At 71.9% G+C, this 18,113-nt stretch carries 17 protein-coding genes and 1 pseudogene; 11 read left to right on the top strand and 7 right to left on the bottom strand.

Annotation, left to right across the window (positions count from 1 at the left end):
* Positions 1 to 5: 5 nt before the first annotated feature.
* Positions 6 to 1,568 (bottom strand): amidohydrolase family protein, encoded by a 1,563-nt coding sequence (locus HUT06_RS25240; RefSeq protein WP_176197992.1) that lies wholly within the window; start codon positions 1,566 to 1,568, stop codon positions 6 to 8.
* Between the two features lie 252 nt (positions 1,569 to 1,820).
* Here HUT06_RS25240 and HUT06_RS25235 point away from each other — a divergent pair, with 252 nt between their 5' ends.
* Together HUT06_RS25235 and HUT06_RS25230 are read left to right on the top strand one after the other, a co-directional pair.
* Positions 1,821 to 2,726, top strand: a complete 906-nt coding sequence (locus HUT06_RS25235) for an alpha/beta fold hydrolase (RefSeq protein ID WP_217711444.1) — start codon at positions 1,821 to 1,823, stop codon at positions 2,724 to 2,726.
* A 51-nt stretch (positions 2,727 to 2,777) separates the two neighbouring features.
* A complete protein-coding gene (locus HUT06_RS25230) occupies positions 2,778 to 4,901 on the top strand; it encodes an NAD(P)/FAD-dependent oxidoreductase (RefSeq protein ID WP_217711443.1) in 2,124 nt (707 codons plus the stop codon).
* Here HUT06_RS25230 and HUT06_RS25225 read toward each other — a convergent pair.
* Positions 4,894 to 5,898 carry a threonine/serine dehydratase gene (locus HUT06_RS25225; protein ID WP_217711442.1) on the bottom strand — a complete coding sequence of 335 codons (1,005 nt, stop codon included), beginning with the start codon at positions 5,896 to 5,898 and terminating at the stop codon, positions 4,894 to 4,896. The genes HUT06_RS25230 and HUT06_RS25225 overlap by 8 nt on opposite strands.
* A gap of 252 nt (positions 5,899 to 6,150) precedes the next feature.
* Between HUT06_RS25225 and HUT06_RS25220 the strand changes: the two genes are divergently transcribed.
* Positions 6,151 to 7,020: an NAD(P)H-binding protein gene (locus tag HUT06_RS25220; protein ID WP_176197990.1), complete on the top strand. Its 870-nt coding sequence runs from the start codon at positions 6,151 to 6,153 to the stop codon at positions 7,018 to 7,020.
* A gap of 69 nt (positions 7,021 to 7,089) precedes the next feature.
* Here the strand turns inward: HUT06_RS25220 and HUT06_RS25215 are convergent, their stop codons facing one another.
* A complete protein-coding gene (locus tag HUT06_RS25215) occupies positions 7,090 to 7,809 on the bottom strand; it encodes an anti-sigma factor (RefSeq protein WP_176197989.1) in 720 nt (239 codons plus the stop codon).
* Positions 7,806 to 8,384: an ECF RNA polymerase sigma factor SigK gene (gene sigK, locus HUT06_RS25210; protein WP_176197988.1), complete on the bottom strand. Its 579-nt coding sequence runs from the start codon at positions 8,382 to 8,384 to the stop codon at positions 7,806 to 7,808. Before sigK ends, HUT06_RS25215 begins: the two co-directional genes overlap by 4 nt.
* Positions 8,385 to 8,485: 101 nt before the next feature.
* Here sigK and HUT06_RS25205 point away from each other — a divergent pair, with 101 nt between their 5' ends.
* The 3 genes from HUT06_RS25205 to HUT06_RS25195 all read left to right on the top strand — a co-directional run bounded on the left by HUT06_RS25205 (position 8,486) and on the right by HUT06_RS25195 (position 14,147).
* A complete protein-coding gene (locus HUT06_RS25205; protein ID WP_176197987.1) occupies positions 8,486 to 10,066 on the top strand; it encodes a molybdopterin-dependent oxidoreductase in 1,581 nt (526 codons plus the stop codon).
* A 51-nt stretch (positions 10,067 to 10,117) separates the two neighbouring features.
* Positions 10,118 to 10,753, top strand: coding sequence for a fasciclin domain-containing protein (locus tag HUT06_RS25200; RefSeq protein WP_176197986.1), 636 nt, complete (start codon positions 10,118 to 10,120; stop codon positions 10,751 to 10,753).
* A 256-nt stretch (positions 10,754 to 11,009) separates the two neighbouring features.
* The gene (locus tag HUT06_RS25195) at positions 11,010 to 14,147 is read left to right on the top strand and encodes an amidohydrolase family protein (RefSeq protein ID WP_176197985.1); all 3,138 of its coding nucleotides are present in this window, start codon (positions 11,010 to 11,012) and stop codon (positions 14,145 to 14,147) included.
* 170 nt (positions 14,148 to 14,317) lie between these two features.
* Here the strand turns inward: HUT06_RS25195 and HUT06_RS25190 are convergent, their stop codons facing one another.
* Complete coding sequence (locus HUT06_RS25190) at positions 14,318 to 15,055, bottom strand: hypothetical protein (protein WP_176197984.1); 738 nt, start codon at positions 15,053 to 15,055, stop codon at positions 14,318 to 14,320.
* Between the two features lie 65 nt (positions 15,056 to 15,120).
* Between HUT06_RS25190 and HUT06_RS25185 the strand changes: the two genes are divergently transcribed.
* From HUT06_RS25185 to HUT06_RS25175, 3 genes are read left to right on the top strand one after another with little or no spacing between them, the layout of a single operon-like run.
* Positions 15,121 to 15,357, top strand: a complete 237-nt coding sequence (locus HUT06_RS25185; protein WP_217711441.1) for a helix-turn-helix domain-containing protein — start codon at positions 15,121 to 15,123, stop codon at positions 15,355 to 15,357.
* 3 nt (positions 15,358 to 15,360) lie between these two features.
* Positions 15,361 to 15,954, top strand: a complete 594-nt coding sequence (locus tag HUT06_RS25180; protein WP_176197983.1) for a hypothetical protein — start codon at positions 15,361 to 15,363, stop codon at positions 15,952 to 15,954.
* Positions 15,955 to 15,964: 10 nt separating this feature from the next.
* Entirely contained in the window at positions 15,965 to 16,135 is a 171-nt protein-coding gene (locus HUT06_RS25175) for a hypothetical protein (protein ID WP_217711440.1), read from the top strand.
* A gap of 95 nt (positions 16,136 to 16,230) precedes the next feature.
* Here the strand turns inward: HUT06_RS25175 and HUT06_RS45660 are convergent.
* Positions 16,231 to 16,322 (bottom strand): annotated as a pseudogene (locus HUT06_RS45660) (helix-turn-helix domain-containing protein); the annotation flags it as partial.
* A gap of 62 nt (positions 16,323 to 16,384) precedes the next feature.
* On the bottom strand, positions 16,385 to 16,663 hold the full coding sequence (locus HUT06_RS25165; RefSeq protein WP_176197981.1) for a hypothetical protein: 279 nt from the start codon (positions 16,661 to 16,663) through the stop codon (positions 16,385 to 16,387).
* 285 nt (positions 16,664 to 16,948) lie between these two features.
* Here HUT06_RS25165 and HUT06_RS25160 point away from each other — a divergent pair, with 285 nt between their 5' ends.
* On the top strand, positions 16,949 to 17,479 hold the full coding sequence (locus HUT06_RS25160) for a TetR/AcrR family transcriptional regulator (protein WP_176197980.1): 531 nt from the start codon (positions 16,949 to 16,951) through the stop codon (positions 17,477 to 17,479).
* Positions 17,480 to 17,592: 113 nt separating this feature from the next.
* Positions 17,593 to 18,033, top strand: coding sequence for a DUF5360 family protein (locus HUT06_RS25155; RefSeq protein ID WP_176197979.1), 441 nt, complete (start codon positions 17,593 to 17,595; stop codon positions 18,031 to 18,033).
* The last annotated feature ends 80 nt before the right edge of the window (positions 18,034 to 18,113 follow it).

Below are 18,113 nucleotides of genomic sequence, written 5' to 3'. Positions count from 1 at the left end.
GCGGGTCAGGCGGGTGTCAGGGCCCGCCCGGGCGGCTCGTGGGCCGCCGCGAGGATGCCGCCGCTGAGGACGGCCACGCCGTTCACGACGACGTGCTCCACGCCTTCGGCGGGCACCCTGGGTCTGTCGTAGGTGGAGCGGTCGGTGACGGTGGCGGGATCGAGGACGACGAGGTCGGCGGCGTACCCCGGCCCGACGCGGCCCCGGTCGGCGAGCCGGAACCGGTCGGCGGCGCGTCCGGACAGATGCACGGCGGCCTGCTCCCACGTCCAGTCGCCGAGGTCGCGGACGTGCCGGCCGAGCAGCCGCGCGAAGGCGCCCCAGCCGCGCGGATGCGGATGCCCGCCCTGGTAGATGGCGTCGGAGCCGGCCGTCTGGGCGGGGTGCCTGAGCAGCGCCCGCACCGACTCCTCGCTGTTGGTCGGCGGCTGCCCGAACACGCAGCCCGCCTCCAGCCGCGTGGCGACGAGCAGGTCGCAGCAGAACTCGCCGGGGGCCTTGCCGGCCTGCTGCGCCGCGTCCGGAAGGGTCATGCCCTCGGCCCAGCGGTAGTCGTCCGCCGGGACGTGCGACAGCGTGATGCGCGGCCAGACCTCGGCGCGGTGCGCGAACCACTCGCGCTCCAGCCGCCGCCTGACCGCCGGGTCGGCGAGCGCCTCCAGCGTGCCGTCCAGGTCGGCGATCGGGAGCCAGTCCGGCAGCGTGACCAGCGTCAGCGTGCTGGATCCGCGCAGGTACGGGTAATTGTCGAAGGTCAGGTCGATGCCCTCGGCGCGCGCGTTGTCCACGAGCGCGACCAGCTGGTCCCTGGGGCCGTGGTAGTGCGACACGTGCGGGGCGACGCGTCCGGCGCGCGCGATCTCCAGCACCTCGGCCATCGCCGTGACGGCCGCCGACTCGTACCCGCGCATGTGCGTGACGTAGGGCAGGCCCGCAGCGCCGACCGGCTCGCACAGCGCGGCGATCTCGGCCGCGTCCGCGTAGGCGCCGGGAACGTACTCCAGCCCCGTGGACAGCCCGGCCGCGCCTTCCGCCAGCCCCCGCTCGACGTGGGCGCGCATCGCCGCCAGCTCGCCGGCCTCCGGGGCCCGCCGCGCGGTCCCCATGACGCCGTGCCGGATGGTCCCGTGGGGGAGCAGGTAGACGGTGTTGAGCGGCGTCCTCCGGTCGTATCCGGCGAGCAGCTCGGCCACCGAGACCGGCCCGTCGTCCAGGCCGGGATGGACGCCGTTCACGGGCGCGAAGTACCGGCTGACGTACCGGAGCGTCCCCGCGCTCGCCGGTGCGTAGGACACGCCGTCCTGCCCGAGCACGAACGTCGTGACGCCCTGCCGCAGCGCGGCGTTCTGCACGTCGGGGTCGAACACGGCCGCGTCACCGTGCACGTGGGTGTCGATGAAGCCCGGCATGACGTACCGGCCGGTCGCGTCGATCTCCTCGGCGGCGTGCGCGCCGTCCAGGAGGCCGACCTCCGCGATGCGTCCGGCGGTGACGGCCACGTCCGCGCGGCGGCGGGCGGACCCGGTGCCGTCCAGCACCGTCCCCCCGCGAACCAGCAGATCGTACATCGGACCTCATTCGCCCCAGGAACCACGTAACCGGACGTCCGTGCCGGTAGTCGTGGAGGCTATGGCGCGCACCAACCCCCGCACCAGATTCACAACACATGATTTTGCACTGCAAAACTACCCGCTGACCTGCGCAGTTGTGCTGACGCGCGCAACGGGCGAACCAGTTCGCCCCGCCCGGCCGGGCTAGGGTGCTCCTCGAATCGCCGGTCCGGCCGCCGGGCCGGGACGCCGTAGTCGGAAGGGACGCCGGTGGAACTGGCCACGCAGGTGATCGCTCTGGCCGAGGGCCCGGTGGAGTACCGGTTGGAGCGGCGCGGTCCGGGCGTGGTGCTCATGCTGCACGGCGGGCACATGCGGGCCGGCCTGCCGCTCGGCGAGGAGGTGTTCGCCGACGCGGGGTACACGATCCTGGCGGTCTCGCGTCCCGGCTACGGCCGGACGCCGCTGGCCACCGGTACCTCGCCGGACGGTTTCGCCGACGTGGTCGCCGGTCTGTGCGCCGAGCTCGGGCTGGGACCTCTGGCCGCGGTGGTGGGCCAGTCGGCGGGAGGGCCGACCGCGGTGGCGCTGGCGGCCCGTCATCCCGAGCTGGTCGAGAGGCTGATCCTGCAAAGCGCCGTGGGGCCGGTGCTCTGGCCCGATCGCCGCACCCGGATGGGCGCCGCGGTGGTCTTCCATCCGGGAACTGAGGCGGTGACCTGGAGGCTGATACGGGCGATGACGCGCCGCGCTCCGGGCTTGGCGCTGCGGCTGCTGCTGCCGGACCTGACCGCCCGTCCGGTCGCCGTCGTGCTCGCCTCACTCACCGACGCGCGGCGCGGGGCGTTGCTGGACCTCTTCGGCCGGATGCGCTCCGGCGCCGGCTTCCGCAACGACGTGCGTGCCACGTCCACCCCGAGGGCCGTCGCCCGGCTCGCCGCCGCGGCCGCCCGGGTGAGCCGGCCGGCGCTGGTGATCGCCAGCCGCGACGACGGATCGGTCGCCTACGACCACGCGCGATCGCTCGCCGGGACCATCCCGCACGCCCGCCTGGTGGCCAGCGCCGCCCCCAGCCACATGATCTGGCTCGGCGATGACTACCCGGCCATCGCCGCCACCATCACCGGCTTCCTGGAGTCCGGGACGGTCTCGCCGCCCCCGAGCACGTCTCGCTGAGCGAGAAGGAGGCAGAGGCGATCGGCGTTGTGAAATATCGTCCTGCCGGTGGTGATCCGACAGCAAACGTTCCCAGCCCTCCTCTCGCCCGGCAAGATCGGGCCCATCGCGCTGGCCAACCGAGTGATTCTCCCCGCGATGGACATGAACCTCTGCGAGGACGGCGAGATACACCAGGGCGACATAGACCACTTCGCGGCGCGCGCCAGGGGCGGCACCGGAATGATCATCACGGGCTGCTGCGCCGTCGCCTACCCGGCCGGCTGCACCAGCCGCAAGGAGCCGGGCCTGTCCGAGGACCGGTTCATCCCCGGCCTCACGGCGCTGGCCGACGCGGTCCACGAGGCCGGCAGCAAGCTGTGCGTGCAGATGGTGCACCATGGCAAGGTCGCCCGGATCGACACCCTGGACGGCCGCCCGCAGCTGGTGCCGTCCGTCCCGAAGCCGCCCGGCGACATGAGCGCGATGATCGACTGCACCCCCGAGGAACTCGGGAAGATGGCGGCGATCCAGGAGGGCAAGAAGGCCACCCACCGCGAGGCCACCCACGAGGACCTCGCGTGGCTGGTCCAGATGTTCGCGGAGGCGGCGGGCCGCGTGAAGACCGCCGGTGGCGACGCCGTCGAGATCCACTGCGCCCACAACTACGTGCTCGGCGGCTTCCTGAGCCGCTACTCCAACCAGCGCACCGACGAGTACGGCGGGTCGCTCGAGAACCGGGCGCGGCTGACGTGCGAGGTGATCCGCGCCGTCAAGGAGGAAGTCGGTGACGACCTCGCCGTCATCGTGCGCCTGGCGGGCCAGGAGTACGGCGAGTCCGAGGGGCTGACGCCCGACGAGGCCGCCGGTGCCGCGGCCATGTTCGAGCAGGCCGGCGCCGACGCCATCCACGTCACCGGCACCGCGCTGAACGCGTTCGCGAACTTCACCGACGGCCCGCTGCCCGACAAGGTCGGCTTCTACACCGCCAACGCCGCGGTCGTGAAGCGCGCGGTGTCGATCCCGGTCATCACCGTCGGCCGCATGCTGCCCGAGGTCGGCGAGCAGATGATCACCGAGGGCCACACCGACTTCGTCGCCATGGGCCGCCAGCTGCTCGCCGATCCCGACCTGGTCAACAAGCTCAAGGCCGGCGTCGGTGAGCAGGTCCGCCCGTGCATCAACTGCTACGTGTGCGTGCAGGAGAACTTCTGGGACGCCACCCCGCTGTGCGCGGTCAACCCCGCGCTGGGCGAGGAGACGCTGCTGCCGTTCCCGCGCACCACGGCCCCCAAGCACATCGTCGTCGTCGGCGCCGGACCCGGCGGCATGGAGACCGCCCGCGTCGCCACCGAACGCGGCCACCGCGTCACCCTGCTGGACAAGACCGACCGTCTCGGCGGAACGCTGTGGTTCTCGACGCTGACCACCCCCGACAACGAGCGCCTGCTGAACTGGCTCGCCCAGGAGGTGCGGCGGGCCGGTGTCGACGTCCGGCTGAAGACCGAGGCCACCGCCGCGACGATCAAGGCCCTCGCGCCCGACGCCGTCGTCGTCGCCACGGGCGCCGTGCGGGGACGTCCGAGCGTTCCGGGCGGCGACCTGCCCCACGTGCACACCGGCGACAGCCTGCGCGGCCTGATGACCGGCACCGGTGACATCTCGGACCAGCCGCTGTTCCTGCGGGTCGCCGGCAGGCTCGGCGGCCTCGCCGGGATCACCAAGAGCCCCGCCAGGATTCGCGACCTGAGCCGCAGGTACCTCAGGTTCCTGCCGATGAGCAAGTACGTCGTCGTCATCGGCGGCTCGCTCGTCGGTCTCGAACTCGCGGAGTTCCTCGCCGCGCGCGGCAGCCGGGTGACTTTGGTCGAGGAGGGCCGGCAGCTCGGTGTGCCGATGGCGATGCCCCGCCGCTGGACCGCGGTCAAGCACGCCGGCGAACTCGGCGTGAAGATCCACCGCAACGCGACCGTCGAGCGCATCACGCGCAAGACCGTCGAGTTCACGGTCGAGGGCAGGACGCACTCCGCGCCGGCGCGCATGGTCGTCGTGGCGTCGGGCGTCTCGGCGGCGGCGCCGCTCGCCGACGAACTGGCCCGGGACGGCGTCGAGGTCCACGTCGTCGGCGACGCCGGCGAGGTCGACTACATCGAGGGCGCGATGCACTCGGCGTGGAAGGTGGCCACCGCTATCTGAGCGGATCGGGGCGGACCCAGCGGTGATAGTCGTCCAGGTCGACGTTGCTGCCGCAGATGACGGTGACCACGTGGCGGCCGGCGAAGCGGTCCGGGTCTTCCAGGACGGCGGCGACGCCGAGGGCCGCTGAGGGTTCGACGACCAGACCCGCGTGCTGCAGGAGCATCCGCATGCCCGCGACGATGGACGCCTCCTCGACCAGGACGGCGTCGTCGGCCACCGCCAGGAGATCGTCCAGCACGACGGGGATGGGGCGGCGGCCGGCGACGCCGTCGGCGATGGTGTCGGTGGAGTCGGTGGTGACGACCCGGCGCTCCTGCCAGGAGCGGGTCATCGCCGGCGCACCATGGGGCTGCACGCAGATCATCTCGGCTCCGGGTGCCAGGGCCTTCAGGACGTAGCCCACGCCGGTGGCCATGGCGCCGCCTCCCAGGGCGATCAGCACGGCGTCCAAGGGGGGCGCCTGCCGCACCAGTTCGAGGCCGATGGTCGCCGCGCCCTCACAGGTCTCGATGTCCAGACTGTCTTCGACCAGCCGGACGCCGCGCCGCCGCGCGATGTCCGCCGCCCGCTCCCGGGCCAGGTCGAAGTCGCCGTCGACCACTTCCAGCACCGCACCCGAGGCGCGGATCCGATCGAGCTTGGCGGCGGGCGCCCGGCGCGATGCCACGACCGTCACGTCCAGGTCATGGCGGCGGCCCGACCAGCCCAGCGCCCAGCCCAGATTGCCGGCGCTGGCGCACACCACGGCCCGCCGACCCTGACCGCTCAGCCGATCCGCGACGACCTCGGTTCCCCGTGCCTTGAAACTGCGGACGGGGTTCGCCGTCTCCAGCTTGATGCTGACCGCGCAGCCCAGCGCGCGTCCCAAGGCTTCGCACCGGAACAGCGGAGTGTCCAGGAACACCGGGTCGATCACGCGGCGGGCCGCGCATATCCGGTCAAGATCGAGGCGCGTGTTGAGCACGACGCAACAACGTACCGACACCAGCGTCACCTTGACCGATTTTTTTGGGAGGCGGTGTTCAGCGACGGGCCCTTCGTGGAGTCCAAGGAGTACCTCGCGGGCGTCTGGGTGCGGGAGGCGGCAGTCGCGCGCCGCGTACGACGAGGCCATCGAACTGGCCGGCAACACCGCCGAAACCGCCCACCTGACCCGCCGCCGCGACCAACTGGGATAAATGCGGCCGGGATTCGGCCGCATTCGTTCGTAGCGTGGGTCTCCAACCCGAGTGGAAGGAGACCCGCCTTGCGGATCGCAGTGACCACCCCCAACGGGAACGTCGGCCGCCATCTGACTCGGATGCTGGTCCGTGCCGGCGTCCGGCCGCTGCTGCTGACGCGGCACCCCGACCAGCTCTCCGACGAGCTGCGGGGGCATGTCGAGGTGGCCCGCGCCGACTCCTGGGACCGGAAGGAGGTCGTGGCGGCGACCCGTGGCGTCGACGCCGTCTACTGGGTCGATCCGACCTCGGCCTCCGAGGACCCCATGGCCGACTATGCGCGCGCCACCGAAGCGATCGTGGCGGCGGTCGAGGACAACCGGATCGCGAAGGTCGTCTTCCAGAGCAGCGTCGGGGCGGAGAAGCGCCATGGTGCCGGGGAGATCGATGGGCTGGCCGCCACGGAGGTGGCGCTGGACGCGCTGGGCATCGACGTCGCCCACCTCCGGTGCGGCTACTTCTTCACGAACCTGATCCTCCAGATCGAGGCGCTCCGCACCGGCAGGATCGAGACGGCGCTGCCGCTCGACGCCCCCATGGGCTGGGTGGCTCCTCGCGACATCGCCGAGGTCGCGGCCATGGTCTTGCTCGACTGCTCGTGGCGGCGGCGGCGCGTCCAGGCCGTCCATGGCCCCGAAGACCTGACCTGGGCTCAGGTCGGGGAGATCCTGACCGGCGAGCTCGGCCGGGAAGTCGTCGTCGAGTCCGTGCCCGACGAGGCGATGTACCAGCAGTACCTCGCGGCGGGCATGCCGCCGGCGCTGGCGAGCGCGGTGCTCGGCATGACCACCGGCCTGCGGGACGGCTTCGTGCCCGAACAGCCGCGCTCGGTCATGTCCACGACGCCGACCACCCTGCGCACCTGGGTGCGGGACGAACTCGTCCAGGCCCTGTGACCGATCGCGACCCGGCTCGGAGCTCCCACAGCAGGACCGGCGCCCGCAGGCGTTCGTTCCTTACTGCGGTCAGGCTAGGGGGAGGGTGAGGAAGGGGTCGGTCGACGGCCGGGCGGAGCCGCCCGCGGGTTCGACGGTCATGGCGATCTGCCGGGCGTTCCCGAGCCCGGACGCGATGATCGGCCGGGACGGCCGGTCCGCGGGCGGCCGCAGGACGCCGCCGGGGCGCGGGGCGGCGGAGGCGGCCAGGAACCACAGCTGGTAGGTCTTCGCCGCCGGCAGCCGCTTCAGCCGGGACGTGGTGATCACCGCTTCGTCTAGGGATCGCGACGACACGACCGTGACCGTGGCGCCGTCCTGTGTCCGGGCCGTGGACGATCGGGCGTCGGGGGCCGTCATCACGGCGGCGATCCGCCGGTTGAGGTCCCGCGCCCGTTCGGCGTCGCCCTGGAAACGCGCGGCCGTGATGCCGCCGGCGAGGGCGAGCAGGAGGCAGGCGGCGGCGGCCAGCCAGCTCAGGCCGCGTCCGGGGGCGGGCGGCAGCCGGCGGGTGAGGCGTGGCGGTGACTGCCGCGTCCGGCCGATCTCGGCGAGGACGCGGTCGCGCAGCGCGGGCGGCGGCCGCCGGGACGCGGCGAGCGCCAGCCGGGCGGTGGTCTCGCGCAGCCCGGTGACCTCGTCCGCGCAGGCCTGGCAGCCGGGCAGGTGGCGTTGGAACCGGCGCCGCTCGGTGTCGGGCAGCGCGTCCAGGGCGTAGGCGCCGGCGAGGTCGTGCGGGTCGTGGGTCATGCCCGCACCCCCAGGCAGTCGCGCAGCCGGATCAGCCCGTCGCGCATCCGGGTCTTGACGGCGGCGAGGCCGACGCCGAGCAGTTCGGCGACCTCCCGGTAGGTGTAGCCGCCGTAGTAGGCGAGCGTGATCGACTCGCGCTGGGTCGGGGTGAGGCCGCGCAGGCAGCGGCGCACCTGCTGGTGTTCCAGCCGGGTGCCGGCCTCCTCGGCGACCTGGTCGTAGTCGGGGCCGGGCGCGCCCGCGCGCTCCTCGCGGTCGCGGCCGGCCTGGGCGGAGCGGACCCGGTCGATGGCGCGGCGGTGGGCCATGGTCAGCGCCCACGCGGTGGCGCCGCCCTTGTCGGGCCGGTAGTGCGATGCCTTGCGCCAGAGCTCGACCAGGACCTCCTGGGCGATCTCCTCGGCCTGGGCCGGGTCGCGGACGACGCGCAGCGCCAGCCCGTACACGGGGCCGGACAGCCGCTCGTAGACCTGCTCGAAAGCGTCCCGGTCGCCCCGGGCGACCAGGACGAGCAGTTCGCCCAGGTCCGGGAGGCCGGGGGGCGCGGCGCGTCCGCTCGTCGGATCAGTCATCTCCACACCGGGTGTTCGGTGCCGGGGCGGGATCGGATGGGTGGATCCTGGTCCCGGAAAGTCGCACCCATCCGCTGACTGTGCGGCCCCGAACACCCGGTGTGACAGGCCAGAGAACAAGCGGACCGCTGCGGTGGGCCGGCGCGGCGCTGCGCGGCCTGCTCGCCGCGGCCGCCGCACTGGGGACCGCCGAGCTGGCGGCCGGTGCCCTCGGGCGGGCCACCGCGTCGCCGATCCTCGCCGTCGGCGCCGGGTTCATCGACCTCACTCCCGTCTGGCTGAAGGACTTCGCGATCCGGGCCTTCGGCTCCAGCGACAAGACCGTCCTGCTGATCGGGCTGGGCTGCGGGATCGCGGTGGCGGCGGCCGTGGTCGGGCTGCTGAGCCGCAGACGGCCGCCGTGGGGCCTGGTGGGGCTCGCGGTGTTCGGCGTCGTCGGCGTCGTCGCCGCCCTGACCCGTCCGATGGCGGATCCGGTCGACGCGGTTCCGGCCGTCGCCGGCGCCGCGTGCGGTATGGCCGCGCTGACCCTGCTCACCAGGAGCATCCGACCCACTTCACCTCGTTCTACCGCGGGTGAAGGTACCCGCGGCGGAGACGCCGGGCCAACCCGCGGCTACGACCGGCGGCGCGTGCTGCTGACCGGCGCCGGGGTCGCGGCCGTCGCGGCGGCCGGCGGCGCCGGCGGACGGGCGCTGCTGCGCCGCGAGAACGTCTCCGCCGTCCGTGCCCGGCTGCGGCTGCCCGCCCCGGCGAGCCCGGCCGGGCCGGTTCCCTCGGGCGCGCAGGCGCGGGTCCCGGGTGCGACGCCGTTCCGGACGCCGAACCCCGACTTCTACCGGGTCGACACCGCACTCGTCCTGCCCCAGGTCGATCCCCGCGACTGGACGCTGCGCATCCATGGCATGGTCGCCCGCCCGGTCGAGCTGACCTTCGAGGACCTGCTGAACCTCGACCTCGTCGAACGGCACATCACGCTGTCGTGCGTGTCGAACCAGGTCGGCGGCGACCTGGCCGGGAACGCCCGCTGGCTCGGCGCGCCGCTGGCGCCGCTGCTCCGCCGCGCCGGTGCGAGGCCGGGGGCCGACCAGATCCTGTCCCGCTCGTCCGACGGCATGACCCTGTCCACCCCGCTGGAGACGGTCCTGGACGGACGCGACGCGCTGCTGGCCGTGGGAATGAACGGCGAGCCGCTGCCGGTCGCGCACGGCTTTCCCGCACGCCTGGTGGTGCCCGGCCTGTACGGCTACGTGTCGGCGACCAAGTGGGTCGTCGACCTCAAGGTCACCCGCTTCGCGACAGACCAGGCGTACTGGACCGAACGCGGCTACGCCGAACGCGCCCCCGTCAAGACCTTCTCCCGCATCGACGTCCCCAAGCCGTTCGCGCGTCTCAAGACCGGGCCCGTCGCCGTGGCCGGCACCGCCTGGGCGCAGCAGCGCGGCATCGACGCCGTCGAGTGGCAGGTCGACGACGGGCCCTGGCGCCCGGCGCGGCTCGCCCCGGTACCCGGCATCGACACCTGGCGGCAGTGGGGCGCCGAATGGGACGCCTTCCCCGGCTCGCACACGCTCCGCGTCCGCGCCACCGACGGAACCGGGACGACCCAGCCCGAGCACCGGGAGCCTCCGTTCCCGGACGGGGCCACCGGCTGGCATTCGGTGGTGGTCACCGTGACCTGACCTCGGCGGCCAACGAAACCAACAGTTCACCAACCCCGGAGGAATCCCACCATGAAGCGCACCCGAATCGCCGCAGGCGTCCTGTCCGCGGCCGCCCTGACGGTCGGGCTCACCGCCTGCTCGGGCGGTGACGACTCCGCCGGCGAGGCGTCGCCCAGCGCGTCCGCCCCGGCCCCGTCCAGCACCGCCGCCGCGGCGCCCGCGACGGACAAGCCGTTCGGTCCGGCGTGCTCGGCCGTCCCCGCGTCCGGCAAGGGCAGCTTCAGCGGCATGGCCACCGACCCCGTCGCGACGGCCGCGTCCAACAACCCCGTGCTGTCCACGCTGGTCAGCGCGGTCAAGCAGGCCGGCCTGGTCGACACGCTCAACTCCGCCAAGGACATCACCGTCTTCGCGCCGACCAACGACGCCTTCGCCAAGATTCCGAAGGCCACCCTCGGCAAGGTCATGGCCGACAAGGAGACGCTGAAGAGCATCCTGACCTACCACGTCGTCGGCCAGAAGATCGCGCCTGGCGCCCTGTCGTCCGGCGACTTCAAGACCCTGCAGGGCGCCACGCTGACCACCAGCGGCTCGGGCGAGTCCTACACGGTCGGCAAGGACAAGGCCAACGTGGTGTGCGGCAACGTCCAGACCGCCAACGCCACCGTCTACATCATCGACTCCGTCCTGATGCCGCCCAAGTAACCCGCCCCACGAACGGCCGGTGGACGGCCAGGACCCTCGACACAGGGACAACCGGCCGTCCACCGCGCCCCTTGGCACCGTGATCCGACCGGACTCGCCGCCGAGCAGCACGCAGGGTTCCTTCGGAGAGCCGAGACCACATCAATGACTTTTCGCAATGGGTCGATGACATAGAGTCGTCTTGATCGATCGGCGGATCGATACCTGACTCCGCGGAGTGATGAGTCTGTGGTGGTTGCGTTGGGGGAGTGGCTGGATGAGCGCGGAGGACGTCAGCCGGCGCGGCTTCCTGGGCACCTCGGCGGCAGGGATCGCGGCAGCGGTGTCACCGGCGGCCGCATTGCCCGCATTGGCGGGGCCGAGCGCCGGCCCGGCCGTGCGGACGTTGACGTACACCGAGCTCACCGGCGGATCGGTGACCGCCTCCGCAGACGGTGAGACGCTGATCGCCGAAGTGCAAGGGGTTCTGTGGCGCATCCCGCGCCGGGGCGGTGCGGCGGTGCGGCTGACCGACTGGGAACTGGAGGCCACCCGTCCGGCGCTGTCACCGGACGGAAAGACGGTGGCGGTGTGCGCCTACCGCGGTGGCGGCTTCCACCTGTGGAGCATGCGCTCCGACGGCAGCGGAGTACGGCGGCTCACCGGCGGCCCATGGGACGACCGCGGTGCCGCGTGGTCGCCAGATGGGGCGTTGCTGGCGTTCTCCTCCGAACGGGGTGGCGACCCGGTGGCCGGCTCCGCATTCGGCATCTGGGCCCTCGATGTAGGCGGCGACCGGCTGAGGCGGTTGACCGGCGGGCACTTCGAGGACTTCGATCCGGCGTGGTCACCGGACGGGCGGTGGCTGGTCTGCGTCCGTGCCGCCCACAAGGCGGGCGGCGGCAGCGACGGTGGACTGGCCCTGGTACGGATACCGGCCGCGGGCGGCGCCGCACAGGTCATTCGCACAGTCCCCCGAGGCCGGTTGCTGTGCCCGTCGGTCTCGCCATCGGGACGGGTCGCCTACCTGCACCTGATGGACACGGGCGATACGCCGTCCCTGCCGGGAGCGAGGACCGATCTGCTCGTCGACGGCCGGATCGTGGCCGCCGATGCCGACCTGGCGGCGGCACCCCCTTGCTGGCTGGGCGAAGACCGGCTTCTCTACGTCGCCGGCGGCCGTATCCAGATCCGCACCCTGAGCACGTCGTCGGTCGAGCAGGTCACCTACACCGCGCGCCAGCCCGTCCACCCGCCGCGCCGGCGGGTCAAGGAGCAGGTCCGGCCGGCCGCGGCGCGCGGCATCCATCTGCCCGCGCTGTCGCCCGATGGGCGCAGCGTCGCCTTCGTCGCCTTGAACGCGCTATGGCTGATGCCGCTCGGCGAGTCACCGCGCAAACTGCTGCAGGGCGCGCCCGTCCACTACATGCAGATGCCGTCCTGGGCGCCGGACGGCCGCAGCCTGCTGTACTGCACCGACCGCGACGGGCTGGCGGCCGTCCACCGCGTCCATCTGCCCGTACCGCCCCCGCGCGGCTCGGCGTCCGGCGGAGTCTTGCAGGGAGCACGAGATGAGCTGGTGGCCGGTGGCGGGCTCATCCATCCGGTGCCGTCGCCCGATGGGACCCGGCTGGCGTGCCGCGACCTGGAGGGCAACCTGCTGCTGCTCGATCTCGGCACCGGCCGGCGGCGCCTCCTGGCCCGGCCGCTGGCCGACGACGGGCCGCCCGGCGCCCCCACCTGGTCGCCCGACGGGCGGCATGTCGCCTTCTGCGACCGCAACCGGCTCAACCAACGCTTCCGCGAGGGCTACAACCTCATCCGGATCATCGATACCTCGACCGGCGCCGACCGGCGCCATCTCCCCGGCGAGCACCAGTCGCTGTCGGACCGCGCCGCCTGCGGGCCGGTCTGGTCCCCGGACGGCCGCTGGATGGCCCTGGTCGCCGAATCGGCTCTGTGGCTGCTGCCGGTCGCCGCCGACGGCACCCCCACCCTGCCCGCCCGCAGGCTCACCGACGAGCCCGCCGACCATCCCAGCTGGGCCGCCGACTCGCGCAGCCTGCTCTACTTGTCCAGCGGCCGGCTCCGACTGCTGTCCCTGGACGCCACCGGAGCACCCATCGACCGCCGGACGGTGCCCGTCCGGCTCCCGATCCGCCGCGACCCGCCCCGCGGCGGTGACGCGCTGCGCATCCAGGCAGGCCAGCTCTGGGACGCCACCGGCGCGCCTCCACGCCACAACGTCGACATCCTGATCACCGGCGACCGGATCACCACGGTCGAGCCGCACCGCCCCCGCCGCCCGGGCCACCGCACCATCGACGCCTCGCGGCAGACCGTCATCCCCGGCCTGTTCGACAGCCACACCCACATCTACCAGGCCACCTACGGCGCGCGGCAGAACCTGCTGGCCCTGGCCTACGGCATCACCACCGCCGCGTGCCTCGGCGGCCCGCTCTACGAGGCGATCCGCCTCCGCGAGTCCGCCGACTCGCGGCACGGCCTCGGGCCCAGACTCCTGGCCTGCGCCGAACTGATCGACGGCGCCCGCACCGCCTACGGCATGGGCCGAGCCCACCGCACCACCGCCGGCGTCAGCCGCACCCTGCACCGCGCCACCGCGCTGGACGTCGACTTCGTCAAAACCTACGTCCGCGCCCCCGGCGAGACCATGGCGCGAGCCGCCTCCGCGGCCCACCGGCTCGGCGTGCCGTGCGGCAGCCACCTGTGCTCACCCGGCCGGTCGGCCGGCCAGGACCTCACCACCCACCTCCAGGCCACCCAGCGCCTGCCCTTCGGACACGCCACCACCCCGGGCTGGCACATCCACCAGGACCTCATCGAGCACTACGCCGACGGCACGTTCGCGTTGATCATCACCCCCTTCACCGCCCAGGTGCTCCTCGGCGCCGACCCGGCCCTGGCCGCCGACCCGCGCGTTCGCAACCTCATGCCGCCCTGGGACGTCGCGGCCGTCCAGGAGCGGGCGAACACCCGCCCCACCGGCCCGCAACTGCAGGCCATGGCCACCGAATTCGGCGACTACCGCCGCCTGGCCGACCACGGCGCCACCATCGCCCTGGGCACCGACGCGCCGCTGGTCCCCGTCGGCCTCTCCGTGCACCTGGCCCTGCGAGCCCTGCACGCCCACGGCTTCACCCCCGCCCAGGCGCTGCACTCCGCCACCACCACACCCGCCCGCGTGTTCGGCCTGAGCGCCGATCTGGGCACCGTCGAACCCGGCAAGATCGCCGACCTCACGATCGTCGACGGCGACCCCTTCACCGACTTCACCACCCTCGTCAACACATCCCTGGTGCTAAGCGGCGGCATCCCTCACCACCAAGCCGACCTCACCGCCGTCCACCCACCCACCCAACACACCCTCACCTCAACCCCGCCCACCCCCTAACCACGCTGCAGCGCGGTGAGGCGCCCAGACCACGCTGAGCAGACGCGACCCTGCAGCACGGCACCCCACAGCCCGGTAGCTGACGCCACCAAGGGCGCCACCCCTGAACGGGTCGTTTGATCTCGCCCGCAAGCTGCCGTCCATCGCCACGGCGGACCTCGTCCAGCGCATCAACCCGATGTGGACTCGGCAGACCTCACGCCGAGCTTGGGAGTGTCACGTGTCGCGAGCCACATAGACCACGTGTGACGCGAGACGGGTGCATCCGGGGTGGTGAGGAGCCAGAGGACGAAGCTCGCCTGGTACCGCGCCCATGGGTTGTCGGACTGGGCCGCATGGCCGAGTCTGGCGCGTAGGTCGTCGTTGTCGATGGCCCGGGCGAGCCGGGCGTACCAGCGGTCTTCGCAGCGGTAAGGGCGTTCGACCGCGCTCACGACGAGGTCTGCGAGCTTGGTTTCGGTGCTCGGGTGGTGGTGATTGGCCTTGTCCAGGTGCCGGAGCAGTCCCTTCTTTGTTCCCCAGGACTTGGCGTAGCGCGTCCAATCCTCGGGATATTTCGCCTCCCATTCCAGGTAGAGCAGGGCATAGGGCAGCCCCGGCCAGGCGGCGATGCCGCCCCACGGCCATTCCCATAGCCCGTCTGGCAGTGAGTGACTGCGGGCCTCGATGTAGCGCTGGCGGGCCTGAAGGAAAGCCGGCTCTTTGTAGTGCTCCTCCGGGCCGAGGGAGGACGCCAGCCGCCACAGCTCGTTGCTCTTCCGGAGTGCCTCGCGTGTTAGCCGCTGTACCTCGACCAACTGGGCTAGCGCGGCGGCTCGTTCAAGAGGATCTTCCGACACCAGCCCGAACGTCCACCCCAGCCGCTCGCGCCAGGCGCGTGTGTCGCCGGCGTTCGGGTGCGCTCCCATGCGAACGATCCTCCCTCAGCCCGCGTGGCCGTCCGGCGATGGGGCTTGAACGGTACGCTGCCGGGGTGCGGGAACTGATCGGCTACGCCCGATGTCCAACCGTCCTGCAAGACCTCACGGCCCAGCTCAAAGGACGCGCGCCGAAACTGACTGCACGCCAGCAGGCCGAACTGGTTCGGATGCACGCCACCGGCGACCACACCATCGCCGAACTCATGGAGGTGTTCTCCATCGGCCGTGCCACTGTCCACCGGACCCGGGATTGGACGGGATCCAAGCTCGTAGCCGGGGCGCCCCGGTAGGTCATGGACGCGAATCTCTATTCCGCAGCCCAGGCAGCCTTTCCCGCAGCCCTCGCCGATGACGTCCGTGCTGCCGCTCAGACAGTGCCCGAGGCCCGCCTCCGTCCGGCAGGTTCGTCCACGGTCTGGGTCCACGGCGAGCAGCTCGCGATCCCTTACCGGCTGTACCACTCCGAACCGCGCGAGGATCTGACGGCCCACCTGTCCGCGGTACAGGCCAAGATCCTGCATTGCCTCTACACGCGCCACCACGACGGCCATGTCCGGCAGCGCCACCTCGCTCAGATCATCGAGGCCACCGACTCATGGATCGTCCCGTTCGTGGTCCAACTCATCGGTGAGCCCGTCCTTGAGATCGTGATCGCCATCAAGGACGGGCTCGTAGACCTCGACCTGCGTGGCAGCCCCGACCACCAGGCCTATGGCCGATTCGTCGCCGACAACCCCGACTTTCTCCTCCTGACCAGCCAGCGCGTGGCCAGCTACTGGGACTGCTACTACCGCAACAAATTCCCACACCGCTACTATCCCGGCCGCATCCTCATCGGTTCCCTGAAGGACGCGGTGGCGACTTATAGGGATGCCGTCGATGAGTAGAAGACGTTACGTGGCCAAGGGTGTTCCCGGCGGCTACCGGATCTGGGACGCCAAGGCACGCCGGTGGTGGGGAGAGCTCTACGAACTCTGCCCTGATGAATTGCTCGCCGAATTGAACGGCGACGCGGACTACGCGAAGATCACTGCACTGCTCAAGAAATACCGAGCCCTCAAGCGCTGAATACGGATCCAGCTTGGGCTTCGCTCTTATGGGTTGTCGAAGGTGAGGATGTCGCCGGGCCGGCAGTCGAGTACGCGGCAGATAGCGCTGAGGGGGTGAAACGGATGGCCTTGGCGCGATTGTTCTTGAGGATGGACAGGTTGACGGCGGTCACGCCGACACGTTCGGCGAGTTCGGCCAGGGGCATGGCGCGTTCGGTCAGGAGGCGGTCGAGGTGGACCTTGATCTGGTGCGATCCTTCGGGTGGCATCAGACCAGCCCTTGGGTGTCGGCGCGCAGACGGGCGTCCTGGCGGAACGCCTCAGCGGTGGCGGCGGCCAAGAACCCAAGGAGCAGGGGAGGGCCGGAGAGTTCGTAGGTGGTCGGGACCTTGGGGGCGAGTGCCGTGCCGCTGACCAGAAGGTGGGGGGTGACGGTGTCGGTGAGCGGGACGATGGTGGCGATGGTCAGGATGGCCGGCGCGATGACGCCCAGCCGCCGGACGTTCTGCGTGACGAAGACGTCGCCGTCTCGCAGGGTGCGCACCATCCGGTAGGGGAGTTGAGGGTGGTGGACGAGGCGGCGTGCCTCATCGCCGATGATTTGGCGGGACCGCGCCTTCGATGACACCGGTGGTGGTCGGCCGCCCGGCTGCCAGGGCCCGGTCCTCGCGCAGGTAGGAGGCGTGGCCAGCGGGGTAGCGGATGGCGAGCAACAGGGCCCGGCGCGCGTTGGTGGGACGTGGCCGCCTGATCGTTTCAGCGGATGGTTCGGATCATCGGCTTTGGTCGGGCTAAGCTACCGACCGTCTGGACGGTCTGGAGAAGGGATGTCATGCGCGACAGAATCCTGGACGCGGTCGAGCGCATGCTGATCGCGGGCGGTGCCGACGCGATCCGGCTGGACGCGGTCGCCGCCGAGGCCGGGGTCAGCAAGGGCGGGCTGCTGCACCACTTCGGGTCCAAGCGCGCGCTGATCGAAGGGGTGCTCGGGCGTCTGGTCGAGCGGTTCGAGGCCGAGATGCCGCCGCCGGGCTCGCCACCCGGGTCGTTCACCCGGGCCTGGCTCGACGCGACCATTCCCGAGGAGGACGGACCACCGGACGATCGTTTCGACCAGGTCGCGGTGGCCCTGCTCGCCGGGATCTCGGGTGGGCCCGAGGTGCTGGCCGTGCTGCGCCATTGCTACGAACTCTGGCAGCGGCGGATCTCCGATGACGGGCTCGACCCGGCGACGGCCACCCTGGTGCGGCTCGCCGTGGACGGCTGGTGGATGGCCCGGCTGCTCGGCCTCGCCCCGCCGCGCGACGGTCTGCACACCGAGCTGCGCGCGCGGCTGACCGCGCTGATCAGCGAGGAGAACTGAATGCCGTACGTGCTGCTGTTCGGCGAGCACCTCAAGTCCATTGCCGTCATCGGCGCGGGCATCGTCGTCGCCGGCGTGATCGTCATGAACCTCGGCGGCGGGGTGAGCCGCGGATGAGGCCCGACCGGCTGCTCGCGGCGACCAAGGTCGCCATGCTGCTCACCGACGTCGGGTTCCTGCTCTACTGGGCGATCGCCTGCGGCGGCCTGATCCCTGCCTCGATGGCCTACAAGGACTACGCCGATCCGGTGATGAGCGACTGGAACACCTCGTTCCTGCCCCTCGATCTGGCCGCGAGCGTGACAGGTCTGCTGAGCCTGTGCAGGCCGCGCGGGTGGCGCATCCTCATGGCGGTGTCCCTCACCCTCACCAGTACCGCGGGGCTCCAGGCGATCACATTCTGGGCATTGCGCGGCGACTACTCGGTGACCTGGTGGGTGCCGAACCTCTTCCTGCTGCTTTTCCCACTCCCCGCCCTGGCCGTCCTGATCCGGAGGTCGGGCGCGACGGCGGCGACGGCTGATCTCCTGGCCGAACGCGACGAGCGGCGATAAGTGCTGTCCGCGGCTTCTCCGAACTCTGACGGTGTGGGTGCTGAGAGGCGCGCGGACGGCCTATCTCCTGCCAGATGCAG

Source organism: Actinomadura sp. NAK00032 (assembly GCF_013364275.1).
GTDB lineage: Bacteria > Actinomycetota > Actinomycetes > Streptosporangiales > Streptosporangiaceae > Spirillospora.
This window is presented reverse-complemented; position numbering and strand designations above follow the sequence as displayed.